The following is a 22513-nucleotide window of genomic DNA, read 5'->3' as shown; positions in this document are numbered from 1 at the left end:
GGAGACCGCCGTCCGTGGGGAGTCCACGGACGAGGCGCGTTCGCCCTGTGCGTCGTCCCGCTGTCCGTGCCCGCGTCAGGGCCACGGGAGAGTCATGTCCGCGCTGCCCTTCGACATCGCCGCCGCCTCGGTGCAGGGCCGGGAGCACGCCCGGGCGGGGCGCAACAACCAGGATGCGCTGTGCATCCGCGCCAGCGAGCACGGGCTGGTGGCCGTCGTCGCGGACGGGTGCGGCAGCCAGCCGTGCAGCGAATTGGGCGCGCAGCTCGGCGTGCGGCGGCTGGTGCAGGCGGCGCAGCAGCGGCTCGCGGAGGGCGAGCGCGTGGACTCGGCCTCCTTCCTTCCGGGACTGCGCGAGGACCTGCTGTGCCTCCTGGGCGAGCTCCGGGGCGAACTGGGCCGCGAGGCGCTGGCGGACTTCCTCTTCACCGTGGTGGGCGCGGTGGTGACGCCCGCGAAGACGCTCATCTTCTCCGCGGGGGACGGGGTGTGGGCGCTCAACGGCGAGGTGCATCCGCTCGGGCCCTTCCCGGGGAATGCGCCGCCGTACCTCGCCTATGCGCTGAGCGGCGACGACGTGCCGCTGTCCACGCAGGCGCTGATTCCCACCGAGGATGTGCACGCGCTGCTGCTGGGGACGGACGGGGTGGCGGACCTGGAGCGGCTCGCCTCGGCGCGAGTCCCCGAGAAGGACGAGCCGGTGGGCCCGCTGTCGCGGCTGTGGACGGAGGACCGGTACTTCGCCAACCCGGATGCGCTGCGGCGCCGGCTGGCGCTGCTCAACCGCGAGTCCGTGCGCGCCGACTTCGACGCCCGCCGCGTGGTGCGCACGCCGGGGCTGCTGCCGGACGACACGACGCTCGTGGTGCTGCGGCGCCGCATGGGGAGGGCGTGACGCCATGGACGTGTGGCTCGAGGGGAAGAAGGTCCGGCTGAATCCGGCGAACGCGCTGGGCAAGGGCGGCGAGGCGGACGTCTTCGACTTGGGCGACGGCCGCGCCCTCAAGGTGTTCAAGCCGCCCGAGCACCCCGACTACACGGGGCTGCCCGCGGAGCAGGACGCCGCGCGAGTCCGCCTGAACGAGCACCAGCGCAAGCTGCGCGTCTTCCCGACGGGGTTGCCCGGGCGCGTGGTGGTGCCGCAGGTGCTCGCCACGGACAAGAAGGGGCAGACGGTGCTGGGCTATGCGATGCGCAAGCTCGACGCGGTGGAGCCGCTGCGCCGCTTCGGTGAGCCGTCGTTCCGCCGCGCCGGCGCCACGTCCGCGCGCGTGGCGGAGGTGCTGCGCGGGCTGCACCGGACGCTCGACGCGGTGCATGCGTCGGGGGTGGTGGTGGGGGACTTCAACGACCTCAACGTGCTCGTGTCCGGAGTCTCGGACGCGTACTTCATCGACGCGGACAGCTTCCAGTTCGGTGCGTTCCTCTGCCCGGTGTTCACCGAGCGGTTCCTGGACCCGCTGCGAATCGGCACCGCCGGCGGCCTGGTGCCCGCGCGGCCCGCGTCGTCGGAGAGCGACTGGTACGCCTTCGCGGTGACGGTGATGCAAAGCCTCTTGTGCGTGGGGCCGCATGGCGGCGTGCACCGGCCGAAGACTCCGGCGGGGCGCACGACGCCCGCGGGCCGGGTGCTCCAGCGCGTCACCATCTTCCACCCGGAGGTGCAGTACCCGAAGCCCGCGCTGCCGCTGGCCACGCTGCCGGACGACGTGCTGCACCACCTGCACCGTGTCTTCGTGGAGGATTTGCGCGGCGTCTTTCCGCTGCCGCTGCTGGAGGGCCTGCGCTTCACCGCGTGCGCTTCCTGCGGCGTGGAGCATGCGCGCGGGGCGTGCCCCACGTGCCAGCCGAACGCCACGGCCTCGGTGACACCTGTCACCTCGGCACGCGGGCAGGTGACGGCGACGCGCCTGTTCTCCACGCGGGGAGTGCTGGTGCACGCCAGCGCCGAGGACGGCGTCCTGCGCTGGCTGTACCACGCGGAAGGGGCGTACCGGCGCGAGGACGGGCGCGTGGTGCTTCGCGGTCCGTTGGATCCGTCGCTGCGGTGGGGGCCGCAAGGCGACGTGACGTTGGTGGGGCGGGCGGGGGAGGTGGCGGTGCTGGCGCCGGGGAAGTCACCGGAGCGCGTGGGGGTGGACGCGCCCGAGGGCCAGCCGGCCTTCGCCGCCAATGCGCGCCACCGCTACTGGGCCGTGGGGGGCGGCCTGTGGCGGGACGGGGCGTACGGCGCCGAGCGCATCGGTGACGTGCTGGAGGGACAGACACGCCTCTTCGTGGGGCCTCGCTTCGGGCTGGGCTTCCACCGGGCGGGTGGGCTGCGCGGGGCGTTCGTCTTCGACGCGGGGCGCACCGGGTTGAAGGACGGGCTCGCGCTGCCGTGGCCCTCGGGCCAGCTGGTGGACGTGGAGTGCATCTTCGACGGGCCGAACGCGTGGCTGTTCCTGGTGGAGCAGGCGGGGGGGCGCACGGTGCACCACTGCGTGGTGGTGGGCTCGGACGGGGCGGTGCGCGCGAGCGCGGTGGCCGGGGCCGGGGACGGCTCGTGGCTGGGCGGTAGCCCGCGAGGACGGTGCGCGGCGGGGGACGCGCTGTTCTGTGCGACGGACGCGGGGCTCGTCCGGGTGGAGCTGCGGCAGGGCCGGCTGGAGGCCGTGCGCGAGTTCCCGGATGCCGAGCCCTTCGTGGACTCGGGCAGCCAGCTCTTCCTCGTGAAGCAGGGGCTGGCGGTGGTGGGCCGGCAGGACATCTCCGCGCTGCGGATGTCCTGAGCGGAAGGAACGTTCCTTTCAATCAACGCGCGCGGGCCGGGGGCCCTCGCGCCACACAGGGGGTAGGACGATGAAGACGCAAATCAAGGAGCTGCCGTTGCCGGGGTTCTACCGGGCGTCCAATGCGGGGGAGTACGGCTACGGGCCGAACGCCGGGAAGCTCCAGGAGGCCGCCGTCACCTGGCGGACGGCGAATGACCTCTCCGTGGCGGCGACGGACAAGTTCAACCTGCACCTGCTGCTCATCGACGTGCAGAAGGACTTCTGCTTCCCGGAGGGCTCGCTCTACGTGGCGGGGCGCAGCGGGCGCGGCGCGGTGGATGACAGCCGCCGCATCGCGGAGTTCATCTACCGCAACCTCGGCGCGCTCACGAATGTGACGGCGACGCTCGACACCCACTTCGCGTACCAGATTTTCTTCCCGTCCTTCTGGGTGGACCAGGACGACAAGCCGCTCACGGCGTACCGCGAGGTGACGCGCGAGCAGATTGAGCGCGGGCAGGCGCGGCCGAATCCCGCGATGGCGAAGTGGCTGTGCGGGGGCAACTACCCGTGGCTGCTCAAGCAGGTGAAGTACTACTGCGAGGAATTGGAGCGGGCGGGGAAGTACACGCTGTACCTGTGGCCGCCGCACTGCCTGCTGGGCAGCGACGGGCATGCGCTGGCGGGCGTGGTGCAGGAGGCGCGGCTGTTCCACTCCTTCGCGCGCGGCATGCAGTCGTGGGCAGAGGTGAAGGGCGGCAACCCGCTGACGGAGAACTACTCGGTGATGCGGCCGGAGGTGCTGTCGCGGCATGACGGGCAGCCGCTGGCGCAGCGGAACACGCAGTTCCTCAAGACGCTGCTCACGGCGGACGCGGTGGTGATTGGCGGCCAGGCCGCGAGCCACTGCGTGAAGAGCTCCATCGACGACCTGCTGGGGGAGATTGTCGCGCAGGACGCGGCGCTGGCTCGCAAGGTGTACCTGCTCACCGACTGCATGTCGGCGGTGACGGTGCCGGACGGGAAGGGCGGCTTCGCGGCGGACTTCACGCCGCAGGCGGATGCGGCGCTGAAGCGCTTCGCGGACGCGGGCATGCACCTGGTGAAGTCCACGGACCCGCTGGCGAGCTGGCCGGACCTGCGCATCGCCTGAGCGGCACCTGACGGCAGTCGAGTGAATGCGGGACCTGCTCCCTCGCGGGAGCGGGAACGGCGGAGCCATGCCCTCGGGAGAGGGCGAAGGAGCAGGGGATATGACCAGCAAGACGAGTGGTGGGAACGGCAGTGGCATCCAGCAACTCTTCAGCACCGCGCACGCGGAGGGCCTGCTGAGCCCGGCGGGGTTGCAGGCGCTGACGGTGGTGGACCTGGGGGCGCAGATTCAGGCCGGGCTCGGCGTGTGCGTGGAGGACGTGCAGGCCAGCGAGGTGGTGCTGGTGACGGTGATGCCGGATGACTCGGGGAGCATCTCCGGCGCGGGGCACGAGAAGCTGGTGTGCGACGGGCACAACCTGGTGCTCGACGCGCTCCTGGCGAGCAAGCAGAAGGACGGGGTGCTGTTCCACACGCGGTATCTGAATGGGAATGTGCTGAACCCGTTCCGGCCGCTGGAGGACGTGGTGCGGATGCACTCGGGGAACTACCGGGCGGACCAGGGGACTCCGCTGTATGACCAGTCGGTGGTGCTGCTGGGCACGGTGCTGGCGAAGTCGCAGGAGTTCAGCGGGAACGGCGTGCCGGTGCGGACGGTGACGCTGTTGATTACGGACGGCGCGGACATGCACTCGCAGAAGGCGAAGGCGAGGGATGTGGCGGCGCTGGTGAAGGACCTGCAGCGGGCGGAGAATCACATCATCGCTGCGATGGGGATTGATGACGGGAGCACCGACTTCCGCCGCGTATTCCGGGACATGGGCATCGAGGACAAGTGGATTCTGACGCCGGGACAGAAGGCCCAGGAGATTCGCGCCGCGTTCCAGGTGTTCAGCCAGAGCGCCGTGAAGGTGAGCCAGGGGGCCGCGAGCTTCAGCCGGACGGCGCTGGGTGGATTCGGGCGGTGACAGGAGGTTGAGATGGACGAGGTGTTGAAGAGGAGCGCGGAGTTGCTCAGGGATCGCATCGCGAAGAGCACCCCCGCGCTCCGGGCGTCCGCGTTGACACGGCGCCACGAGCAACAGGAAGCCCATAACGGTGGGTTGTACGGCGGCCTGAGAGTCCACACGGAGTCCTTCGAGGAGCGCGGGTTCGTGCTCGTGGACCGCTACACGCAGACCCGGGGCGAGAACCCGAACTTCGAGTTCTTCAGCGGAACCTGCCTCGTGCTGTTGACGGATGGAAGGTTGGCCGAGCTGGAGCGGTCAGGCTCCACCGGGTGTGACACCGGAGAGTGGAACGCCACAATGCGGTTCGTTTCCCCGGAAGAGGCGGTGCGCCGGTACGGCTTCGATGATTGCGTCGCGAAGCTTTAGCAGCAGAGCAGGCGAACATCATTGAGGCGCTGCCTGCATTGGACTGGGCGCACATGGCACACTGGGCTCAGGACCTGGGAATCGAGACCCTGTTGGCGAAGGTGAAGCGATGAACGACACCCTTCCACGTGCCGAAGCGCTCGTTCGGACCTTGCTGCTTCGGCGCTCCGGGGAAGAGCGCCTCAAGATGGGGGCGGACATGTTCTCCGCCTCCCGTGCACTCATGGCTGCATCCCTGCGGGAAGAAGGACTGGTGCCCGGGTCGGTCGAATGGAAGCTCCGGCTGCTGGACCGGACCTACGGTTCGGAGATTTCGCCTGCGCACCGGCAACGTCTTCTGGCGCGCTGGCGCTCTGAATCGGGAGGCTGAGTTACTCAGGCCGGTAGACGTTCGCGACGGCTCCCTTGTCGAACCGCGTCGAGCTCACCAGCCGCAGGTTCATGGGCTGCTCGCGCTCCGGGAACAGCCGCAGCCCTCGTCCCAGCACCACCGGGTGGATGAGGAGCCGATACTCATCGATGAGCCCGTGCTTCACGAGGGACTGCACGAACCTCGCGCCTCCGTGGGCCAGGAGGTCCTTGCCCGGCTCCCGCTTCAGGCGCGCAATCTCCTCGACCAGGTCGCCGCTCGCGACCCTCGAATCCGTCCAGGTCGCCTGCTTCAGCGTCTTGGAGAACACCACCTTCGGAATCTCGTTCATCGGCGCGGCGTACGGCTCGGTGGACGTCGGCCAGTGCGCGGCCATGTCCCCGTAGGTCACGCTGCCCATCAGGTGCGCGCCCGCGCTCCAGAGCGTATCCATGAGCCACGGGTTCACTCCGTCGTCGAAGGAGGGGAAGAGCCACTCCACCTCGCCGTTCGGTCCACCCACGAAGCCATCCAGCGACATCGACATCTTCAGCAGGAGCTTCCTCATGTCACCCAACTCCCTTCAGCCGCAGGGCGCCAGGCGGAGTACCCAGCGTCACACCCTGCTCATGAAGTGGCGACGAATGAGGCCGCGGTGAATCGACATTCCGGGCACCTGTTCAACAAGTGCCCGGAATCACGACCTTCTCAGTGCACGCGAGCAGTCGGCAGGTTGGACGGCGCCAGCTCTCCCGACTTGAGCTGCGTGGCAGAGGGGCAGACCAGCGCCTTCAGGTCCTCCGCGCGCCGGCCCAGGTCGTCGAACACGCGCGTCGTGTGCGTCACCGGGTCCGTCACCGTCGTCCCCTTCAGGTAGGGCGACAGCACCGACGCCTTGCCCGCCACTCGCGGCGCCACGTGGACGAACTCCGTCTGCGTCTCCCCCGTGTGGCACCCGCTGCACGTGTTCATGGAGAACTTGTGCCGCGCCTCCGTGCTCACGCCCGGCGCCCTCCAGAAGAAGTCCAGCGGCGCCCTCGCCATGGCCCCCAGGAACGGCTTGCCATTCATGCTGTCCGGCACCGAGTGCCGCTCCGCGACGATGTCCGCCTGGTTCTGCTGGATGTAGCTCGCCAGCGTCGCCGTGTTCTCGAAGCCCATCGAGGGCGTCAGCTTCACCGTCGCCGGCACCAGCCCCTGCGACGTGAGGTTGAACTCACGCATCTCCCACGGCTCGGCCAACGTAATCTCGTTGGTCCGAATCTGGTTCAGCGCGCTGCCCGCCTGGCGGCCCGTCATCACCCCCGCCTTCGCGAACCGGTCCGTCAGCGCCTGGAGCTTCGCGTTGTAGCCCGAGCTCCCCACCTTCACCCTGCCCAGGTCGTGCCAGTCATTGGCCCAGGTCTGGATGTCCGCCGCCGTGCCGCCCGGCAGCGCGTACTCCAGGATGATGGTGAACTCGAGCGGCGCTCCATTCGCATCCAGCACGCCGAAGACGAAGCGGCCCTCTCCCGCCTGGACTCCCGGGTTGCGCAGGTCCATGCGGTTGACGATGGCCAGCAGCCGGAACGGCGCCTTGCTGAAGTCCAGCGGCCTGGACGCCCCACCGCTGCGCTGCTCCCACGGGCCCAGCACCTTCGTCTGCATCTCCTGCCGCGCCGGCAACTCGAGCCCGTTCACCACCTGCTTCGTCGTCCACGTCTTCAGCCACGCGCGCACCATGGGCGACGGGTCCTGCCCGTTCGCCATGGCCTTCATCAGCGTGCCGAAGTGCCATGCACCGCCCGGCGCCGTGCGCACCGGGTCCTCCACCACGGACAGCGCCGTCACCATCAGCTCGCTCGGGCGGTCGATGGTGCACGCCGTCGCCTGGCACGCGTACGAGGACTCGCAGCCGTTGGCCACGTTGCCGTCGCAGTCATACCAGCCCGGCTCGCAGGTGTTGCCGCACGTCGCCGCCTTGCACACACCTTCCGCGTACTCATTGTCCTGGCACGTGGTGCCGCAGGCGCCGCAGTGGTCCTCGTCCGTCATCAGGTCCACCTCGCAGCCGTTGCTGGAGTCGCCGTCGCAGTCCGCCGTGCCCGCGGGGCAGCGCACTTCGTACGCCGGCCCTTCCGTGCACGTGGACTCGTTGCCCAGCGCGTCCTTCGCCGAGACGAAGACGCGGTGGCTGTTGCCCGCGCTGAACGGCACCGTCGCGCTGAAGCGCCCCTGCGCGTCCGCCACCACCGTCTTCACCGGCGTCCCCGTGCACGCGACGTCCACGAAGATGCCCACCGTGGTGCCCGGCTCGGCCGTGCCCGTCACCGTGAGCTGGCGGCCCGTGTTCGTGTACTGCCACTTCGTGTCGATGATGACCGGCCCCGGGGGCGGCGTGCTGTCGTTCTGGTACTCTAGGTCATTGGAGCACGCGGACGGCTCGCCGTAGCCGCCGCCCGCGTCCTTCAGTCGCGCGGACACCGTCAGCTTCCCGTTCTTCTCCACCGTCCCCTGGAAGCTGAAGGCACCGGTGGCCTCCGCCGTCACCACCGCGTCCACCGGGCCCTCGCAGTCGGCACGCTGGAAGAGCTCCACCATGGCGCGCGGCTTCGTACGCCCGTCGAACCAGGGCTGCAGGCTGAGCCCCGGCGAGCCGGGCCGCGTGGCCAACAGCACCGGCGCCGTCCCATCCGTGCCGCTGCCCGGGCCCTCCACCGTGGGGCTGCAGCTGGACCGGTTGCCGGCCGCGTCATACGCGCGCACGGAGAAGGTCCTGAACGCCGGCAGGACGAGGGGCACCTCGCAGGACGTGCCCGAGGTGACCTCCATCCTGCCCACCTCGGTGCCGGTGCAGTCCGGGCCGTCGTAGACGCGTACCGTAGCGCCGAGCTCGGTCTCGACGATGAGCGAGCGGCCCTCGGTCGTGCTCTCCGGGGCCCAGGCCGAGACGGGCGTCGCCGGCGCGGTGTGGTCCACGGTGACGAGGCCACCCGAGCGCTCGTTGTTGTCCTCGTTGCTCTCGCTCACCCGGAAGGCCGGGTCCACCTCCGCGAGCAGCGTGTACCGGCCCTCGGGCACGGACGGTGCGGCGACCCAGACCCACACGTCCGCGCACTCGCCCTGATCGAGCCCGCCCCGGGAGCTCGTCATCAGCAGCCGGTCCGTCGGGTCCACCGAGCTGTCCTTGGAGAGGTAGAAGGACACCTCCGTCATCTGGAAGTCCGTGCCTCGGTTGCACACGCGGGCCAGGAACTTCTGCTCGTCCGCGCCGAGGGCCGAGGGGCCCGTCACGGAGGTGATGTGGAAGTCCACCTCGCCGGAGTCCGTGTCCGGGTCCGAGGTGTCGGGCCATTCGGAGTCGTCGTCCCAGTCCGAGTAGTCGTCGGAGGGAGGCTCAATCACACAGCCTACGAGGGTTCCCGCGAGCGCGAGTGCCCACCAGCGCCTTGCTTGCATGACAGTTGCCTTGGGGAGCCAGGGGAGGTCCGGCCTTGGGGGTGCTGCGGTGGCTCCGCCGTGTGCCTGGACGGCTGTTCGCACCGTTTATTCACGGAATTGAATCGGCACGGGCCGGGGTAGGTTTCGGGGCCCATGTCCACCCACCCGCGCGTCCTCCTCCTGGCCGAACGATTTCCTCCGGATATCGGGGGGCTGGCGCGCAGCGGGGCGCGGACGGCGGGCTCGCTGGTGAAGCTGGGGGCGCAGGTGGACGTGCTGGCGTGGACCCGGACCGAGGCGCCCGGCTCGCTCCAGACGGTGGAGGACGCGGGCTCCGTCACGCCCTTCGCGCGGGGCGTCACGCTGCACCGGCTGGGCCTGTTCGGCAGCACGGACCTGTCCATGCAGCACACGCTGGATGTGCTCGGGTACCTCCATGCGAAGCGGCGGTATGACCTGGTGTGGGGCCACTACCTGTCGCCGCCCGGGTTCCTCGCCGTCGTGTTCGCGGAGTCTGTCGGCATTGCGTCCACCGTCAGTGCCCGGGGCAACGACGTGGACCAGCTCATGTTCCCTCCCGGTGACTTCGCCCGGTTGCTGTGGACGCTCCAGCGCGCGGATGTGCTCACCGCGGCCTCGGCGGACCTCGGGCGGAAGATGGGCATGCTGCTGGGGAAGGACCCGGGGGTGGAGGTCATCCCCAACGCGGTGGACACCGAGGTGTTCTCTCCCGGCCCCGCGGACCCGGCGCTCCGTGCGCGGCTGGGGATTGCTCCGGATGAGGCGGTGCTGGGGTTCTCGGGGGAGCTGCGCCACAAGAAGGGGCTGCCGTTCCTGCTGTCCGCGCTCACGGAGGTGCGGCGCTCACGGCCCGCGTGTCTGCTCATCATCGGTGAGGTGCGGCCTCGCGACGCCGAGCACCTCGTCGCCTTCCGCGCGGAGCACCCCGAGGATGCGGCGCGGTTGCTCATCTCCGGGCCGCTCGACACGCCGGAGGCCATTGCCGCGCACCTGCGTGTCTGTGATGTGTATTTGCAGCCGTCGCTCTGGGAGGGCATGCCCAATGCGTTGCTGGAGGCCATGGCGTGTGCCCGCCCCGTCGTCGCCAGTGACGCAGGCGGAATCCCCGAGGCCGTGGACCATGGACGCAATGGCTTCATCGTGCCCAAGGCGCTGCTCAATCACCTGGGGCAGGCGTGTCTCGACGTGCTCTCGTTGCCTCCCGAGCACCGGGCCGCGCTCGGTACCGCCGCGCGCCAGCGCATCGAGGCGGGCTTTCAGGCCGAGGCGGAGGCAGAGGTGCTGCGACGCGTGCTGGCCCGTGCCATTCCGTAGAGGCTACGCCGCTGACGGAGTGCTCCTCCGCGCCAGCCCGAAGGACTCCTCGTAGGCCTCCACCAGCGACGCCTGCGCCCGGCCCCACGGGAAGTCCCGCTCCACCCGCGCTCTCGCCTTCACACTCAGCGCCGGCCCCAGCGCCGCATCCGCTCGCAGCGCCTTCACCGCCTCGGCAATCGCCTTCGCCGAGCCCGGCCGGATGAGCAGGACCTCCTCCGGCCCGGCCAGGGTGCGCACCACGGGGAGGTTGCTCGCCACCACCGGCGTGCCCGTGGCCATCGCCTCCAGCAGCTTCAGCGGGCAGCAGCCCTGCACGCAGTTGCGGTCGTTCACCGGCAGCGGCACCAGCACCACGTCACACGCATGGTGCAGCCGCGCCAGCTCCGCCTGCGGCAGCGGCTCCAGCAGCTCCACCGCCCCTTCCAGCAGCAAGTCCCCACACCGGTCCATCAGCGCCCGCCGCCCGTTTCTCCTCAGTGGCCCCACCAGCGTCAGCACCGTGGGCACCTCCCGCCGCAGCAGTCGGCACGCCTCGATGGCGTGGTGCACGCCCTGCCAGGACGTCATCGTCCCGCTGTACAGCAGCCGCACCGGCCGGCCCGGCTCCACCGCCCGCGGCGGCGCGTACCGGAACACCTCCAGGTCCACGCCGTTCGGAATCACCTTCACGCGGCCCGCATCCGCACCGCGCTGCACCAGGTACTCCGCCGTCACCTCGCTCGGTGTCACCAGCAGGTCCGCGCGGGAGATGCACAGGTCCTCCTGCGCCACCAGCTTGCGCAGCAACTCCTCGTCGTCCGCCACGTCCGGGTGGTGGTACTTCAGCTCGATGGACGGCAGCCCGTTCACCTCGAACACCAGCGCGTCCGTCAGCGCCTCCTTCCTCCGGGCCACCGGGTAGCCCTCGAAGATGGAGCGCACGTGCACCACCGCCGCTCTCGGCCTCCCGCTCCACCACGCCGCCAGGTGCGAGCGGAACGACAGCGCCTGCTCCACCAAATCCCGGCCCCGCGCCTCCAGCGGGTGATACGTGACGCCCTCCGCGAGTGCGTGCGGGCCCGTGCTCACCGTGCTGCCATCCCGGAGCGCCAGCAGGTCCACCTCGCCAAACGCCGCCCCCAGCGCCTCCACGAAGGCCCGGATGTGCACCGCCGCCCCCTTGGGCGCGGGGAAGCGGTCGAACGACGCGTAGACGATGCCGGTGCCGGACGGGGAGGCCACGCCGCTGTTGCTACCGCGCCCTGGCCATGGCCGGCAAATGAGGGCGTTTGACCCTCGCGGCAACGGACCCGTACGCTTCCCCTCCTTCCGCCGCTCCGAGGGGGAGCTTCCCGCCGTGGCCATCGACTTCGACCGTTTCCGCTCCGAGCGGGTCTACCGCACGACCGCCCCGGCGCCCGTGGTGATGGCCGACCTCGGCGGGCTGCGGACCTTCGACGCGGAGATGGACCTGCGGCAGAAGACCTGGCGCCGGCGCGCGCGCATCTGCGGCTACTCGGCGCTCCTGGCCGTCATCGCGTCACTCCCGGTCATGACGTCCACGGACTTCGGTGGCGTGGCCTTCCTCGGGGTCGCCGTGCTGTTCATCGCGATGCTCGCCTTCAACGGCATCGCCTCCCAGTACCTCAAGCTGGACCTCCAGGACCGGCGCTATGAGCTGGTGTCGCGCATCCTCCAGCGGCTGCGCAAGGACATCGCCCCGGACGAGCCCGTGACGGTGGAATTGGACTTCCGCCCCACCACGGACCCGGAGAACCTCGCGGACCGCGGCAGCGCGGGCGAGTGGAAGACGGAGTCCTTCGTCCAGCGCTGGCTCTCGCTCCAGGTGCGGCTGATGGACGGCACGCAGCTGCGGCTGGGCATGGAGGAGCGGCTCCAGCTGCGGCGCCGCACCCGAATCAATCCCCGGGGCAAGTACAAGACCAAGAACAAGCAGAAGGGCACCGCGCTCCTGCACGTCCAGCTGCGCGTGAAGCCGGAGCGCCACCCCCACCTCGTCCGGCTCGAGTCGCGGGCGCGGCGGGCGGTGCGGCTGCCGGATTCCGTCTCGCTCGTGAAGCTGGAGGTGGCGGAGGACCGTCTTTCCATGCGCTCCGGGCTGCCGCTCGACTGGGAGGCCGCGGACCGCGTGGCGCCCGTGTCGTGTGACGCGCCCAGGGCCGCCATGATGTCCCTGCTGAGTCTCTACCAGGTGCTCAACTACTCCACCGCGCTGCGCAAGCAGGTGCCGGCGAGGGCCTCCTCATGATGCGCCGTGTCCTCCTCCTCTCCCTGCTCGTGCTCACCGGCTGCTCGCGCCAGGAGAGCACCGACGCGCGGTCGCCCCAGGCCCCGCAACAGAGCGCCACCGCCACCGGTGCCGAGGCTGCCGCCCCGGACAAGCTCAAGTTCAAGGACGCCGACGACCGCGAGCGCTTCTCGCTCAAGCCCAAGGACGACGGCGCCAAGCTGGTGGACGGCGAGGACCGCGAGCTGGCGCGGTACAAGTGGAAGGGCACGTCGCTCAAGGTCTCCGGCCCGGATGATGCCGTGCTCGGCCATGTCGTCGGCTCGGCGGGCGGGGCGCTCACCGTGCGCGACGCCGCGCAGCAGCAGATTCTCTTCACCCTCGCGCGCCAGGGGCCGGGCTGGCGGCTCAATGACGTGAAGGGCACGCTCCTCTACACGGTGTCCCCCGAGGACGAGGGCGCCACCATCCAGGATGCCTCCGGCACCGAGGTGGCCCGCGTGAAGGTGCGCGAGGGCAAGGTGTCCCTGCGCGATGCGACGGGGCGCACGCTGCTGGCGACGAAGTCCCTGGTGCGCGCCGAGGCCGCCGCGTGCCTCGCCTTCGAGCGGATGGAGCTGCCGCTGCGCATGGCGCTGCTCTTCCACCTCCAGTCTCCCCAGGAGGCCCGCACCCCATGAGCCCCCTGTTCGAGGGCCCCTGCCAGCAGAGCACCGGGTTCCTCTTCTCGCACGACTGCGGCCGGCCCGCGGCGGCGTCGTGCATGCAGTGCGGCAAGCGCGTCTGTGACATGCACCTCACCGCGTTGGGCGCGGAGCTGGTCTGCTCCACGTGCGCCGAGGACGACGACGGCGAGGATGGCGACACCGACTCCGGCGACTCGGGCTCCGACTCGGCGCCCGACGAGGACGACCCCAGCTACTACTACGAGGGCTACGGCTACTACGGCCAGGGCTCGGCCTGGGGGCAGGGCCGGGATTCGAACGACTTCACCGAGGCCGACGGTGAGAGCCTCCGCCACGAGGAGGACGCCTCGTTCGAGGAGGACCTGGGCGGAAGCTGATGGGCGCGCTTCGTTGGCTCATCTATGCGCTCGGCGGTGGGATGGGGCACCTCACCCGCGCCAGCGCGCTCGCGCGGGCGGCTGCGCGCCACGGCCACTCCGTCACCCTGCTCATCAACAGCCCCTTCGCTCCGGGCGTGCCGCTGGAGGCGGTGCTGGAGACCGGCGTGGAGGTGCTGCGGCTGGACGCGGCGCTGGACAAGCGCGCGGTGCGCGAGGTGGTGGAGTGCTGCCTCCAGGACGTGCGCCCGGACGTGTTCATCGTGGACACCTTCCCCCGGGGGTTGGGCGGGGAGCTGGTGTCGCTGATGCCGGGGCTGCGGGCTCGGAAGGTGCTCGTCCACCGGGACTTGAACCCCGCCTATGTGGAGCGGTTCAACGTGGCGCGCGCGGTGGACGCGTACGACCTGCTGCTCGTCCCGGGTGAGGACGCGCCCCTCGCGCGGCATCCTCGCGCCGTGCGCACCTCGCCGTGGCTGCTGCTGGAGGCCGGGGAGTTGCTGCCGCGCGCCGAGGCGCGGGCGCGGCTCGGGGTGGGGGCCGGGGATGCGCGGCCGGTGGTGGCGGTGATGGGGTGTGGCACCCACTCCGAGGTGGATGAGGCGGGGGCGCTCGCCACGCGGCTGCACGCGCTGCTGGGCGAGGCGGCCCGGGTGCGGTGGCTGGTGCCGCCGGGACAGGCGACCGCGCTTCCCGCGGCGGCCCGGCCGCTCCACGTGCCGGTGTGGCCCGCGCTGGCGGTGCTGCCGGGCGTGGACGTGCTGGTGGGGGCGGGCGGGTACAACACCGTCCACGAGGCGCGGGCGACGGGCACGCCCTTCGTGGCCCTGGCGCGGCCCCGGCTCTACGACAGGCAGGCGCTCCGGCTCCGCGTGGAGGAGCTCGCGGGCTCCGTGGAGGCGCTGCTGGAGAAGGCCGTCCTGCTCGCCCGCAGTCCCCCGGCCAGGGGGCCCGGGCGGTATGCGAGCGGCACCGGCGACGCGGTGGCGCTCATCGAGCGCCTGCGGCTCAGTGCTTGAGGTCCTTGTGGCCCGGCGCCGGGTCGATGCCGTGCGCCATGACGAAGTGGTAGAGCACCTGGGGGTCCTCCTTCGGGCCGCCCATCAGCTCCACCAGGATGTGGCCCTGGGTGCCCGTGTCCGGGTCCGGCGCCACGTTCACCTCCGTGACTTCACGGCCCGCCATCACCAGCTCACCCACCAGCACCTTGCCCTTGAGCACCTGCACCACGTGCTGGCGGTCCTCTTCGAGCAGCGCCCAGTGGAAGTCGTCGTGGTCGTAGAGCATCGCGTCGACGGAGCCACACCGCAGGATGCAGTGCGTGTGTTCCTGGAGCCAGCGCCAGAAGCCATCGAATTTCAGGGTGCGTACCGGCTGGGAGAGACTGTCCATGGAGACCTCGCACGTGGCCCGGCGCTCGCCTGCCACGTCCGTGCTCCCTAGCACGGCCGGGGCTGCTCGGCTCTGGCGGCGTGCAGGGAACCTCATTCCGCGCCCGCCTGCTGCCGGGTCCGCGAATCCCTCCCGCGCCAGGCTTGTTCCTCCACTCAGGAGGGGGGCGCGCGCTCACGAAAGCCCCGGCTCCGGGAGGGCGGCACGTGGGATTCCCGTCGGATGGTCCGGTGTCGCGCGAGGCCCCCGGCCCCGCCCTGGAGGTTGCATGAGTCTGCGCGCCTGGCTCGCGGCGACGATGGGTGCGCTGGCCCTGCTCACGCTGGCGGCCGCCGTCTCGCTCGTCGTCCTGACGACCGTGCTGGACCGCTCCGCCAGCACGCTGGGCAACTCCGTGGAGGGCGTCCGGCTCGCCGAGGAGGTGGAGGTGGGCCTGCTCTCTCATGAGCGGCTGGTGAGGGAGCGGCTGAGCACCGTGCCGCTCGACTCGGGCCGGGTCTCGCGCGAGGGGCTGGAGGCGTCCCTGCGCCCGCAGCTCGACGAGCTCCATCGCATCGCCGCCACCGACGCGGAGCGGGCGCTGCTGGACGAGGTGCGCCGGAACGTGGAGGTCTACCTCTCGCAGCAGCGGGACCGGCTCAGGACGCGTGTCGAGGAGGCGGGGCCTCCGCTCGACCGGGCGTTGAACGGGCTGGAGCAGGTCATCGAAATCAACGTGGCCGAGGCCCGCGCCGCGCGCGAGGAGGCGGCGCGGCTCAACGGCCTCGCCGACATGGTGGCGCTGGTGCTCAGCGTGCTGCTGCTGGCCGGCGTGGTGGCCGTCACCTTCCTGCTGCGGAGCATCGCCCTGCAGCCGCTGCGCGACATCAGCCAGGCCATGCGCCGCTTCGGCTCCGGCCGCAAGCGCACCCGCGCGCCCGAGGCGGGGCCCACGGAGCTGCGCGACATGGCGCGCACCTTCAACGAGATGGCCAACAGCCTGGCGCACCAGCAGGAGCAGCAACTCGCCTTCCTCGCCGGGGTGGCCCACGAGCTGCGCAACCCGCTGTCCGCCCTCAAGCTGTCCACGGCCCTGTCGGGCCGGGGCGGCGCCCCGCTGACGCCCGAGCGCATGGAGCGCACCCTGGCGCTGGTGGGCCGGCAGGTGGAGCGGCTGGACCGGATGGTGGGGGATTTGCTCGACTCCACGCGAATCGAGGCCGGCAAGCTGGAGCTGCGGCCGGAGGTGCGCGACGCGAGGGAGCTGGCCCGCGAGGTGGTGGAGCTCTACCGCTCCGGGGACAGCGGGCATGTCCTCCAGCTGTCGATGTCGGAGACCTCCGTGCTGGTGCGCGTGGACCCGGCCCGGCTGGAGCAGGTGGTGCACAACCTGGTCAGCAACGCGCTGAAGTACTCGCCGGCCGGCAGCCGCGTGGACGTGGCGGTGCGCCGCGTGGACGAGGAGGCCGTGCTGTCGGTGACGGACCAGGGCATCGGCATCTCCGAGGACGAGAAGCGCCTGCTCTTCGCGCCCTTCCAGCGCGCCGGCAATGCCCGGCAGCGGGCTCCGGGCGTGGGACTGGGACTGTCGGTGGCCCGCCGCATCGTGGAGGCGCACGGGGGGCGCATCGAGGTGGAGAGCCAGCCCGGCACCGGCTCCGTCTTCCGGGTGTGCCTGCCGCTCGCCTCCATGTCGGTCCGGCTCCCCGAGGCCGGGCCGTCCAGCCCGCTGCCCCCCGCGGAGGGGACGCTGCACTGAGGCGGCGGCCCGGTGTTGCCTGACGCGCGTCGGCCCGGGAATGCAGGATGCACCCTTGCGGACCCGGACGTACCTTGCGGTCCACACCATGGGAGTTGCCCGGAATATGAAGACCCTGCGCCGAGTCGCACCGCTCGCCGCCCTGCTGGCCCTCGGAGGCCTGTGTGCGTGTGCCTCCCAGAAGCAGGGACCGGCCGCCTCCACCCCGCCCGCGCCGAAGCAGGATGCGGCCACTGTCATCCAGTCCACGGAGGGCGGCTTCGCCGTCGCCATCCCCGGCCCGGTGAGCGAGGAGCGCCGCTCGCAGACCACCGAGGTCGGCGAGGTGACACTCCACACCTTCATCGCCGTACGCCCGGAGGCGGACACCGCCTACTACGTGTCCTACACGGACTTCCCGGCCGCCGCGGTGGCTCAGGCGGACCCGCGCGACGTGGTGGCCCGCGCCAGCCACGGGGCCCTGGAGGCGCTGGGCGCCACCGGGCTGGCCTCGCGGCCGCTGATGATGGACGGCTTCCCCGGCTGGGAGGTGGAGGGCGTGTCCGGCCCGCGTCACCTGCGCGGCCGCTTCTTCCTCGTGGGCCCGCGCCTGTACCAGCAGCTCCTGCTGCACCCGGATGGCAAGCCGCCCCACGACGCGGACCGCTTCTTCGAGTCCTTCAAGCTGGACCCGCAGGTGACGGCGATGCTCACGGGCTCGCGCCGCTCCTGAAGCCGCGCCCGGCGCGCCGCTACCGCGAGGGCGGGTGCAGCGGCAGTCGGACGGTGAACGTCGTCCCATCCTCTTCCTCGGAGTGCACGGCGAGGCCACCGCCGTGCGCGCGCACGATTTCGTGCGCGATGTAGAGGCCGAGGCCCAGGCCCCTCCGGCCCGGGGTGTGCGCGCCCCGGCGGAAGGGCTCGAAGAGGTGCGCGCGCAGCTCGGGCGGAATGGCGGCGCCCTGGTTGTGGACCTCCAGCACGGCGATGGTGCCGTCGACGCGCGTGGTGACTGTCACCGGCGTGCCCTCCGGGCTGTGCTGGAGCGCGTTGCCCACCAGGTTGGAGACCACCTGGGTGAGCCGGTTCCGGTCCCATCTTCCCCGGGGGATGGGGACGAGCAGGCTGCGCAGCTCGCGCGCGGGCCAGGCGACCTCCAGCTCCTCCAGCACCTCCTGGCAGAGCGCGTCCAGGTGCATGGGCACGGGCTCCAGGGGGAAGCCGTCGCCCAGGCGGACGCGGGTGAAGTCGAGCAGGTCGCCAATCATGCGCTCCATGCCGGCGGCGCTCCGGGCGATGCGGGCCACCACGCGGCCCTGGCGCTCGTCCAGCGTGCCGGCGTGGAGCAGGGCATTGGCCCCGGCGAGGATGGCGCTGAGCGGGTTGCGCAGGTCGTGGCTCACCACGCCGAGGAAGTGCTCGCGGAAGCGGGAGGTGCGCTCGCGTTCCTCCTCGGCGCGGTGGCGCTCGGTGACGTCGAGCACGGTGCTGACGTAGCCGGCGACGGAGCCGTCCGGCTGCACGTGCGGCACGTAGGTGGCGTTGATGCTGCGGGTGCCGCCGCTGTAGGGCACGGGGCGCTCGAAGTGGACGCGCTGGCCGGCCAGGGCCACGCGGACGGCGGGGCGGAGCAGCTCGTAGGCCGCGTCTCCCACCACCTCGCGCACGGTGCGGCCGAGCATCGCCTCGCGGGGGTGGTTGAACCACGCGGCGTAGGTGGTGTTGGCGAAGAGGTAGCGCTCCCGCGCGTCCACGTACGCGAGCATGACGGGCGCCGCGTCCGCGACCACGCGCAGCCGCTGCGCGAAGGTCTCCAGGTCCTCGGCGGGATGAGGTGGGAAGGGAGGGCGCAACACATACAGGCCGTAGCACGGCCCCACGGCCATTGCTCGCGACCGGCCCCCGGGCGTCCAAATCCAGACGCTCCGCTCGCCTGCCGGGGCCAATCCCAGCTCAATGACTCAATGCTTCATGCGGGGCGGGCGCGTCCACGCCGCTACCGGGTGACGTAGAGGTACGCGAGGCACATCTCGTCCTGGGTGCCCTCGCCCCACCGCACCGTGCGCGGCGTGGGGTTGTCCCAGATGCAGCTCAATTGCAGCCGTGAGCGGGCCGCGCGGAACTCCACCGGCTCCTCGTAGAAGTACATCTGCTGCCAGTGGAAGTCCCACGCGGGAATGTCGATGAGCGTGCCGGCCTCGCGCTGCAGCACGATGCGCCGCCCCAGCGTGTGCATGTGCGGAATGACGCCCCACAGCCTCCCCGCCGGGACGGCCTGCTGGAACGTGTACCGGTAGCCCTGCTCACCCGCTGGAATCGCGAAGCCGTCGCTCGCCACCAGCATCAGCGCGGCGGGGTTCGCCACCGGCTCGCGCGCGAACTGCAAATCCACCCCCGTGCGGTCCGCGACGCGGGGGCCGTTGTTCAGGTTGTAGTGGACCTGCATCACAACCACCGTGCCCGGCTGCACGCGCAACCCCGTGCCCTCCGGGTAGCGGGTGGCCGGCGTGCCCGGCGCCCACGCGCCCAGCACGGACTCGTTCCCCACACCCGAGTCTCCGAAGCACGTCCACCCCGGCCCCGGCTCGTTCGCGTCGGCCTGACGCGCGGCCGCCTCGGGCACGTTGAAGAGCAGCACGTGGTGCACCTGGTGCCGCGCCCCCGGCCGCACCTCGAAGCCGATGACGTCCCGCGCCTCGGGGAAGCCGGGCTCCAGCAGGAAGCAGTGGTAGTCGTCCGCCTGGGTGCCGTTGGGCACGTACGCCTCGGCGGGCTCCATGCGCGTGTCCACCCAGCCCAGGCCCTGGGGCGCGGGCTCGGGAGGCGGCGCGGTGGCCGGGTCTCCCTCCGGCGCGCCCTGCGTGGACCAGGCGGAGAGGATGGCCACCTCACCGCGCGTCAGCCGGCGCGAGTCCTTGAAGCGGAGCTCCCCCGGCGCGGGCATCCACGGTGGCATCCGCAGATGGGTGACGGCGGTGGCCATGGCCGCGTGCCGGGCGGACGCCTGCGAGTACGTCTTCATCGCGAAGGGCGCCATGCCGCCCTCGGCGTGGCAGCCCTGGCAGCGGCGCTGGACGATGGGCGCCACGTCGCGGTGCCACGTCACCGGGCCGCCGCTGTACGCGGGGCCTCCCTCCTCGGGCTCGGCCGTCCGTATCTCCGGAAGCGGGAAGCCCTCGTCGTCGTCCGCGGGGTCCTCCTTCGCGCAGCCCACGGCCCCCAGCAGTCCGGCGCCCGCCAGCAGGGTCAGCAGCAGTCGATTCATTCTTGAATCCTCCTCGTTCGACGTCCGGCCACGCGTGTCACATCACCCTGCCAGTGAAGCGCGCCGTGCACATCCGTCCCCGGGTGGAGGCCCGCCCGGGTCTGGAGGCGGAGCCCGGGAGGGCAGGGCGTGGGACTCCGTCTGGAGGCGGAGGCCGCGCTCCTCCTCCAGGCGGTGGAGCTGCGGGAGGGGGCGTGCCAACCTCGGCGGCCTCCATGCGTCCCTTGCGTCCCTGGCAGCGGTTGCAGTGGCGGCTCACGCTGGCCTGTGTGGGCGCCACGCTGGGCCTCGCGTTGCTGCTCGTCGTGGTGCTGCTGGCGCTGGCCGGCAACTACCTGCTCCGCTCGCAGGGCATGGCGGTGGACGTGGCGGCGGAGGCGCTCGGCAAGGCCGGGAGCCTCGCGCCCTCGCTGGCGGCGCGGCCTCCGGACGTGGACGCGATGGAGCGCATCCTCTCGCGGGAGCTGGGACAGGCGGAGGCGCCGCCGCCGTCACAGGAGAACGCGCTGGAGGTGGAGATTCGCCTGGGGGGCCCGGGCGCGGGCACGGTGGGGGTGCTCGACGCGAAGGGCACGCCCCTGCTGGCGGTGGACTTCTCCGGCGCGGGCGTGTCGCGCGCCCAGGGCTTCAGTCCCTCGGCGGAGGAGGCCGTGCTCATCACCCGGGCGCTGTCGGGTGTGACGGCGCCGGAGTCACTGGGCCTGCGCGGCGACAACGGCGGCCTGGTGGCGGCGGTGCCGGTGAGAGATGCCGCCGGGCACGTGCTGGGGGCGGTGGTGGCGCGGATGACGCCGCCCATGCGGCCGAGGGACTTCGTGGGCTCGGTGCTCGGGTTCGTCCTGGCGCTGGGCGTGCCGCTGGTGCTGCTGGGCACGGCGGTGGGGCTGGTGGTGGGAGCGCTCAGCGCGCGGCGGTTGCTCGCGGGGCTGCGGCCGCTCACCTCCGCCGCGGATGCGTGGTCCAGGGGAGAGCTGGACGTGGTGGCGTCCGTGCCGCCCGGGGACGAGCTGGCCGTGCTCGCCGACCGGCTCAACCAGATGGCCGGGCAGCTGCGCGGCGTGGTGGGACTGCGGCAGGAGCTGGCCGCCCGCGAGGAGCGGGACCGGCTGGCGAGGGACCTGCACGACACGGTGAAGCAGCACCTCTTCGCGGCGGCGATGCAGCTGGGCGCGGCGAAGGCCCACCTGCAGCGCCAGCCCGAGCGCGCCGAGGCGTGCCTCACCGAGGCGAGCGAGCTGGTGGGCACCTCGCAGCGCGAGCTGGTGTCACTGCTCCAGGAGCTGCGGCCGCGCGCCCTGGGCGGCCCGTGGCCCGAGCCGCTGCGCCAGCAGGTGGAGTCGTGGTCGGCGCGCACCGGCATCTCCGCCGAGGTGCGGCTGGACGCGGGGCCGATGTCGCCCTCTACCGCCGAGGCGCTCCTGCGCATCCTCCAGGAGGCCCTGGCCAACGTTGCGCGGCACAGCGGTGCGAGCCGGGTGCGCGTGTGGCTGGGAAGCACCGGACCCGAGCGCCAGGCCCTGGTGGTGGAGGATGACGGCGCCGGGCTGCCGACAGAGCGTCGTGGCGGCATGGGCCTGGACATCATGCGCGAGCGCACGGAAGCGCTGCCGGGGGGCCACTTCCGCCTGGCTCCGGGCGACGCACTGCCGGGCCTGCGCGTCGAGGCCGCCTTCAGTTCCAGCCCGTCCGAATCGGCGTCTCATCATCTGAGTCCCGAGCCCCGGGACAGGCCTTGAGTCTTGCGACTGTGGTTTTACTACGAGTGTGGGTGCTTCAGGGTACAAGGTGGAGCGCGCCACGGTAGGGGCGCGTACCGCCTCCTTCAGGAGGCAGAACCAGGGGTACTCCATGTTCACGATGCGTACGCAGTGGAAGGTCGGGCTGGCGGCGATGCTCGCGGTGGCGGTCCTCGCGGTTCCAGGCGCCGTCGTGGCGAAGGGCCCGCACGGCTCCATCGCCCAGGCACGCCAGCAGCCGCTGGGCAGCACGGTGACGGTGGTGGGCGTGGCGACGTCGTTCACCGGAGGGTTCTTCCCCAACGACAACGGCTTCGCCATCCAGGACAAGAAGGTCGGCATCTACATCCTCGACTCGCTCGCCGCGGACATCCAGGTGGGCCAGGTGGTGCGGGTGACGGGCACGCTGACCAACTCCTTCGGACAGGTGCTCAGCGTCGCGCCGACGTCCATCGAGGTGCTGGGCGAGGCGAACGTGCCCCCGCCCCACCCCCTGAAGACGGGCGACGTGAGCGAGGCGACCGAGGGCCGCCTCGTGCGCATCAAGGGCACCATCGTCAGCGACATCGAGGATGACGGCCCCTACGGGTTCAAGTTCGAGGTGGATGACGGCACCGGCCACACCGTCGTGTTCGTCAACGCCGGCACGGACATTGACGTGAGCGGGCTGGAGCAGGGCCAGCGCGTCGTCATCGAGGGCTTCAGCGGAGAGTTCCTCGGGGAGTACGAAGTGGACCCCGTGTTCCAGGAGGACATCCGCGTCCTTCCGTCACACTGAGGGTTCT

General features: G+C 71.5%; 21 protein-coding genes. 15 read left to right on the top strand and 6 right to left on the bottom strand.

From position 1 onward, the window contains the following. Positions 1 to 94 precede the first annotated feature (94 nt). The 6 genes from ACX9TP_RS47100 to ACX9TP_RS47075 all read left to right on the top strand — a co-directional run bounded on the left by ACX9TP_RS47100 (position 95) and on the right by ACX9TP_RS47075 (position 5591). Positions 95 to 895, top strand: a complete 801-nt coding sequence (locus ACX9TP_RS47100) for a protein phosphatase 2C domain-containing protein (protein WP_482977286.1) — start codon at positions 95 to 97, stop codon at positions 893 to 895. A 4-nt stretch (positions 896 to 899) separates the two neighbouring features. Continuing rightward, complete coding sequence (locus ACX9TP_RS47095) at positions 900 to 2771, top strand: hypothetical protein (protein WP_482977285.1); 1872 nt, start codon at positions 900 to 902, stop codon at positions 2769 to 2771. A gap of 70 nt (positions 2772 to 2841) precedes the next feature. After that, positions 2842 to 3906, top strand: coding sequence for a cysteine hydrolase family protein (locus ACX9TP_RS47090; RefSeq protein WP_482977284.1), 1065 nt, complete (start codon positions 2842 to 2844; stop codon positions 3904 to 3906). A 100-nt stretch (positions 3907 to 4006) separates the two neighbouring features. After that, a complete protein-coding gene (locus ACX9TP_RS47085) occupies positions 4007 to 4813 on the top strand; it encodes a hypothetical protein (RefSeq protein ID WP_482977283.1) in 807 nt (268 codons plus the stop codon). A 12-nt stretch (positions 4814 to 4825) separates the two neighbouring features. Beyond that, entirely contained in the window at positions 4826 to 5221 is a 396-nt protein-coding gene (locus ACX9TP_RS47080; RefSeq protein WP_482977282.1) for a hypothetical protein, read from the top strand. A gap of 109 nt (positions 5222 to 5330) precedes the next feature. Next, complete coding sequence (locus tag ACX9TP_RS47075) at positions 5331 to 5591, top strand: hypothetical protein (protein ID WP_482977281.1); 261 nt, start codon at positions 5331 to 5333, stop codon at positions 5589 to 5591. Between the two features lies 1 nt (position 5592). Here ACX9TP_RS47075 and ACX9TP_RS47070 read toward each other — a convergent pair whose 3' ends face one another. Together ACX9TP_RS47070 and ACX9TP_RS47065 are read right to left on the bottom strand one after the other, a co-directional pair. After that, positions 5593 to 6138 (bottom strand): dihydrofolate reductase family protein, encoded by a 546-nt coding sequence (locus ACX9TP_RS47070; RefSeq protein ID WP_482977280.1) that lies wholly within the window; start codon positions 6136 to 6138, stop codon positions 5593 to 5595. Positions 6139 to 6278: 140 nt separating this feature from the next. Continuing rightward, on the bottom strand, positions 6279 to 8954 hold the full coding sequence (locus tag ACX9TP_RS47065; RefSeq protein ID WP_482977279.1) for an Ig-like domain-containing protein: 2676 nt from the start codon (positions 8952 to 8954) through the stop codon (positions 6279 to 6281). Between the two features lie 189 nt (positions 8955 to 9143). On the opposite strand from ACX9TP_RS47065, the gene ACX9TP_RS47060 reads away from it, so the two are divergent. Then, on the top strand, positions 9144 to 10325 hold the full coding sequence (locus ACX9TP_RS47060) for a glycosyltransferase (protein WP_482977278.1): 1182 nt from the start codon (positions 9144 to 9146) through the stop codon (positions 10323 to 10325). Positions 10326 to 10328: 3 nt separating this feature from the next. On the opposite strand, the gene ACX9TP_RS47055 is transcribed toward ACX9TP_RS47060, so the two are convergent. Next, positions 10329 to 11549, bottom strand: coding sequence for a glycosyltransferase family 4 protein (locus ACX9TP_RS47055; protein ID WP_482977277.1), 1221 nt, complete (start codon positions 11547 to 11549; stop codon positions 10329 to 10331). A gap of 115 nt (positions 11550 to 11664) precedes the next feature. Here ACX9TP_RS47055 and ACX9TP_RS47050 point away from each other — a divergent pair, with 115 nt between their 5' ends. Genes ACX9TP_RS47050 through ACX9TP_RS47035 form a run of 4 tightly spaced genes read left to right on the top strand, consistent with a single transcriptional unit; the run spans position 11665 to position 14637 of the window. Then, positions 11665 to 12576, top strand: a complete 912-nt coding sequence (locus ACX9TP_RS47050; protein WP_482977276.1) for a hypothetical protein — start codon at positions 11665 to 11667, stop codon at positions 12574 to 12576. Next, the gene (locus ACX9TP_RS47045) at positions 12573 to 13235 is read left to right on the top strand and encodes a hypothetical protein (RefSeq protein WP_482977275.1); all 663 of its coding nucleotides are present in this window, start codon (positions 12573 to 12575) and stop codon (positions 13233 to 13235) included. The genes ACX9TP_RS47050 and ACX9TP_RS47045 overlap by 4 nt, the downstream gene beginning before the upstream one ends. Beyond that, a complete protein-coding gene (locus ACX9TP_RS47040; protein WP_482977274.1) occupies positions 13232 to 13618 on the top strand; it encodes a hypothetical protein in 387 nt (128 codons plus the stop codon). Before ACX9TP_RS47045 ends, ACX9TP_RS47040 begins: the two co-directional genes overlap by 4 nt. Next, on the top strand, positions 13618 to 14637 hold the full coding sequence (locus ACX9TP_RS47035; protein WP_482977273.1) for a hypothetical protein: 1020 nt from the start codon (positions 13618 to 13620) through the stop codon (positions 14635 to 14637). Before ACX9TP_RS47040 ends, ACX9TP_RS47035 begins: the two co-directional genes overlap by 1 nt. On the opposite strand, the gene ACX9TP_RS47030 is transcribed toward ACX9TP_RS47035, so the two are convergent. Further along, complete coding sequence (locus ACX9TP_RS47030) at positions 14627 to 15010, bottom strand: serine/threonine protein kinase (protein WP_482977272.1); 384 nt, start codon at positions 15008 to 15010, stop codon at positions 14627 to 14629. The two genes, ACX9TP_RS47035 and ACX9TP_RS47030, sit on opposite strands and share 11 nt — an antisense overlap. 268 nt (positions 15011 to 15278) lie before the next feature. Between ACX9TP_RS47030 and ACX9TP_RS47025 the strand changes: the two genes are divergently transcribed. Together ACX9TP_RS47025 and ACX9TP_RS47020 are read left to right on the top strand one after the other, a co-directional pair. Next, positions 15279 to 16748 carry a HAMP domain-containing sensor histidine kinase gene (locus tag ACX9TP_RS47025; RefSeq protein ID WP_482977271.1) on the top strand — a complete coding sequence of 490 codons (1470 nt, stop codon included), beginning with the start codon at positions 15279 to 15281 and terminating at the stop codon, positions 16746 to 16748. Positions 16749 to 16854: 106 nt separating this feature from the next. After that, positions 16855 to 17460 carry a tudor domain-containing protein gene (locus tag ACX9TP_RS47020; protein WP_482977270.1) on the top strand — a complete coding sequence of 202 codons (606 nt, stop codon included), beginning with the start codon at positions 16855 to 16857 and terminating at the stop codon, positions 17458 to 17460. 19 nt (positions 17461 to 17479) lie between these two features. Here the strand turns inward: ACX9TP_RS47020 and ACX9TP_RS47015 are convergent, their stop codons facing one another. Next, positions 17480 to 18607: a sensor histidine kinase gene (locus tag ACX9TP_RS47015; protein ID WP_482977269.1), complete on the bottom strand. Its 1128-nt coding sequence runs from the start codon at positions 18605 to 18607 to the stop codon at positions 17480 to 17482. 116 nt (positions 18608 to 18723) lie between these two features. Then, on the bottom strand, positions 18724 to 19992 hold the full coding sequence (locus ACX9TP_RS47010; RefSeq protein WP_482977268.1) for a monooxygenase: 1269 nt from the start codon (positions 19990 to 19992) through the stop codon (positions 18724 to 18726). 215 nt (positions 19993 to 20207) lie between these two features. Between ACX9TP_RS47010 and ACX9TP_RS47005 the strand changes: the two genes are divergently transcribed. Beyond that, a complete protein-coding gene (locus ACX9TP_RS47005; RefSeq protein ID WP_482977267.1) occupies positions 20208 to 21728 on the top strand; it encodes a sensor histidine kinase in 1521 nt (506 codons plus the stop codon). Positions 21729 to 21840: 112 nt separating this feature from the next. Further along, the gene (locus ACX9TP_RS47000; protein ID WP_482977266.1) at positions 21841 to 22506 is read left to right on the top strand and encodes a hypothetical protein; all 666 of its coding nucleotides are present in this window, start codon (positions 21841 to 21843) and stop codon (positions 22504 to 22506) included. Positions 22507 to 22513: the final 7 nt, after the last annotated feature.

The organism is Pyxidicoccus sp. M15, from assembly GCF_056858435.1.
The sequence above is the reverse complement of the archived record's forward strand: the minus strand, read 5'-3'. Positions and strand labels throughout refer to the sequence as shown.